The following is a 3,669-nucleotide window of genomic DNA, read 5'->3' as shown; positions in this document are numbered from 1 at the left end:
CGACGACGTCGCCCGCCTCGTCCAGGTACCGGGCGGCCTCGGCCGCGCCTTCGACGTGACGAAGGAACTGAGCCACGCGCGCTGCGCGGACGACCCCGACGGCGCGCGCCTGGAGACCTGGGAGGCGTGGGTGTGGGCCATGCAGACCGGCTCCGCGCTGTTCGCCGCGGCGACGGCCCGCCAGGGCACGGTCGAGTGCCGCGTCGCGGAGCGCGTCCTGCCCCTGCCCGCCACCGGCCCCGCACCCGCCGCGCACGCCCGCGCCTGGCTCGACGCCTTCTACTTCGCGGTCGTCTGTCGCGAACAGGAGCGGCTGCTGCGGCTGTGCCACGTCCCCCTCGACGAACTGCGCGGGGCGGCGCCCGCCGACGACTACGTCTTCCACTGGATCGAGACGCTGCGCGCCTACTGGCTCAGGCGCCCCATGGACGACGTCGTCCAGCACCTGATCGCCACGATGGAGACCTCCCACCCCCAGGTGGCCACCCGCACCCCGAGCGACTTCCTCAACCTGATCGACTACCAGCCGGTCGAGGTCTTCCACCGGATGATCCGCGGCGACCGCGACGCCTTCGCCCAGGCACTCGCCGAGGCGCTGACGCATCACGACCGCTACTGGAGCGACCGGACCGACGGCTCCACGGGCCCGGACGGCACTCCGCCGCTCGGCCGCGTGGCACTCGGCCCGCTCGCCATCGCGTGCATCGCGCACGACGCGGGCTTCCCCGTCGACACGTCGTCGCCGTATCTGCCCAAGCACCTGCTGGAGCGCTCCTGGCTGGGTGAGTTCGACACGTAGGACGACACCGGCGCGTTGTCGCCGTGGGGTGTTGTCCACGGCCCTGCCGATGGGCAAGTGTGCTGTGTCATGGAATGTGACCGGAACGACACCGTGTTGCCTCTGTCTCGTCGTCAGCTCTTCGCCGCCGCCGGGGCCTCCGGGGCGCTCGTCGCCCTGGGGAGCGCCCCGGCACCGGCGCGGCCGCGCACCACCGTGCCCCTCTCCTTCACCCGCGTCACCAACGGCGCGGCCACCCTCTCGCCCACCGGCGGCCGGCTGGTCGTCGAGGCGCAGGCCACGCTCTGGTCCCTGCCCCGCGACGGCGGCGAGGCCGAGCCGCTGACCCCGGCCGACCTGGAACCGAACCGGCCCGTGTACGCCCCGGACGGCACGTCGGTCGCGTTCTGCGCCTACCGGGACGGCGGCTTCCACCTCTGGACGATGCGCGCCGACGGGACGCGGCTGCGGCAGCGCACCGAAGGGCCCTGGGACGACCGCGGCCCTGCCTGGTCGCCCGACGGCTCGCGCCTCGCCTTCGCCTCCGAGCGCGGCGGCGACCCCGTCGAGGGCGGCTCCTACCGCGTCCACGTCCTGCACCTCGCCAGCGGCGAGATCACCCGGGTGACCGGACGGCCCGGTCAGGACGGGCCGCTCCAGGACGGGCCGTGGGAGGACTTCGACCCGACCTGGTCGCCGGACGCGAAGCGGATCCTGTTCGTGCGCGGCAGGACCGTCACCACAGCGCAGGGCACCTCGCTCGACGCGCGGACCGTCGCGGCCGTCCCCGCGGACGGCGAGGGACCCGTGACCGTCGTCCACACCGAGACCGGGACCGCGCAGGTCCTCACCCCCGCCCTCGCCCCGCACGGCACTCGCCTCGCGTATCTGCGCACCACGCCGTCCCCCACCCCCTCCTGCACTCTCGTCGTCGACGGGAAGCCCGTCGCGATCACCGGCGACCTGGCGCCGGTGCCGCCGCGCTGGACGGCGGACGGACGACTCCTGCTGACCGTCGACGGGCGCTTCACCCTCGTACGCCCCGACGATCCCGGCCGCACCGAGGCGATCCCCTTCGACGCGACCCTGCCGGTGGACCGCCCGCGCTACCGGGTCAAGGAGTACGACCTGGGCCTCGGCCGGGTCCGCCCGGCTCGCGGCATCCACCTGCCCGCGCTGTCGCCCGACGGCCGTCGGATCGCCTTCGCCGCCCTCAACTCGCTCTGGCTCGCGCCCGCATCGGGCGGGCGGCCGCCCCGGCGGCTGCACCGGGCCGCCGCCACCGGCTACCTCCTCGGCCCGACGTGGGCCAGGGACGGCAAGTCCCTGGTGTACGCCGACGACCGCGACGGACTGCTCGGCGTGTACCGGCGCGACCTCGCCACCGGCACCGAGACCGCCCTCGCCACCGGCGGCCGCGTGCATCCGGCGCTGTCGCCCGACGGGAAGCGGCTCGCCTCCCTGGACATGACCGGCCGCCTCATGGTGCGCGACCTCGCGTCCGGCGAGGAGCGGGCGCTGGTGGCACCGCTCGGCGGGGGCGGTCTTCCCGGCCGGCCGAGCTGGTCGCCCGACGGCCGGTACCTCGCGCTCTGCGACCGCAACCGCCTCAACTTCCGCTTCCGCGAGGGCTACAACCTCATCCGGATCGTCGACGCCGACACCGGCGCGGACCGCCTGCACGCCGTCGCCCCGCACGTCTCGCTCGCCGACCGCTACGACTCCGGGCCCGTCTGGTCCCCGGACGGCCGCTGGCTCGCCGTGATCGTCGAATCGACGCTGTGCCTGCTGCCGGTGGCCGCCGACGGCACACCGCGCGGCGAACTGCGGACCCTCTCCGGTGAACCGGCCGACCACCCCTCCTGGTCGGGCGACTCGAAGTCACTCCTCTATCTGTCCGGCGCCGCACTGCGCCTCATCGCGGTCGACGGAGGCCGCCCACGTACGGTGCGCGTGCCCCTGGACCAGCGCAGACCCGAGCCCGCCGAACTGGTGGTGCACGCCGGGCAGTTGTGGGACGGCACCGGCGAGACGGTGCGCGAGGACGTCGACATCGTCGTCCGCGAGGGCCGCATCGCCGCCGTCCGGCCCCACCGCGCCGCCCACCGCACCCCCGCCGACCGCCGCGTCGACGCCTCACGGCAGACCGTCGTCCCCGGTCTCTGGGACACGCACACGCACCCCTGGCAGACGACGTACGGCGGACGCCAGACGGTCGGACAGCTGACGTACGGCATCACGACGGCGGTGTCCCTCGGCGGATTCGCGTACGAACAGGCGCGGATCCGTGAAGCGGTGTTCTCCGGCGAACTCGCCGGCCCCCGCCTGCTCACCACCGGCGAACTCATGGACGGCGCCCGCGTCGCCTACAGCATGGGCCGGGCCCACCGCAGCAGGGCGGCGCTCAGGCGCTCCCTGCAGCGCGGCGCCGATCTCGACTGGGACTTCGTCAAGACCTATGTGCGCGCGCCCGGCTGGGTCATGGAGGAGGCGGCACGGTTCGCGCACGAGAGGCTCGGCGTGCGCTCCGGCAGCCATCTGCTCTCGCCCGGCATCCAGCTCGGCCAGGACCTGACGACCCATCTCCAGGCAACCCAGCGCGCCGAGTTCGGACACGCGATCACCGCGACGGGCCGCGCCTACGACGACGTCGTGGAGATCTACACCGCACACGGAGCGGCCTTCTCGCTCATCGCCACGCCGTTCACCTCCTCGCCGCTGCTCGGCGCGGACCCGGCGCTCGCCGACGACCCCCGGGTCACCGCGGTGATGCCGCCCTGGGACGCCGCCGCGGTGAAGCAGGCGGCAGGTGTGCCGCCGACCGAGGCCCAACTGGCCGTGCTCCGCAGGGAGACCGACATCTACCGGCGCGTCCTGGCCGCCGGCGGCCA

At 74.5% G+C, this 3,669-nt stretch carries 2 protein-coding genes; both read left to right on the top strand.

Features of this window, described 5'->3' with window-relative positions; translation table 11 throughout:
• Positions 1–799, top strand: a 799-nt coding sequence (locus tag AOK22_RS23080) for an immunity 49 family protein (protein ID WP_244164943.1), incomplete at its 5' end; no start/stop codon positions are given.
• Positions 800–868: 69 nt separating this feature from the next.
• The coding region (locus tag AOK22_RS23075; RefSeq protein WP_055700616.1) for a PD40 domain-containing protein at positions 869–3,669 on the top strand (2,801 nt) is incomplete at its 3' end.

The sequence above is a fragment of the Streptomyces silaceus genome (genome assembly GCF_001419745.1).
In the GTDB taxonomy this organism is placed as follows: Bacteria; Actinomycetota; Actinomycetes; order Streptomycetales; family Streptomycetaceae; genus Streptomyces; species Streptomyces silaceus.
Note: the sequence above shows the minus strand (reverse complement) of the source record. Positions and strands in the feature narration are given on the sequence as shown.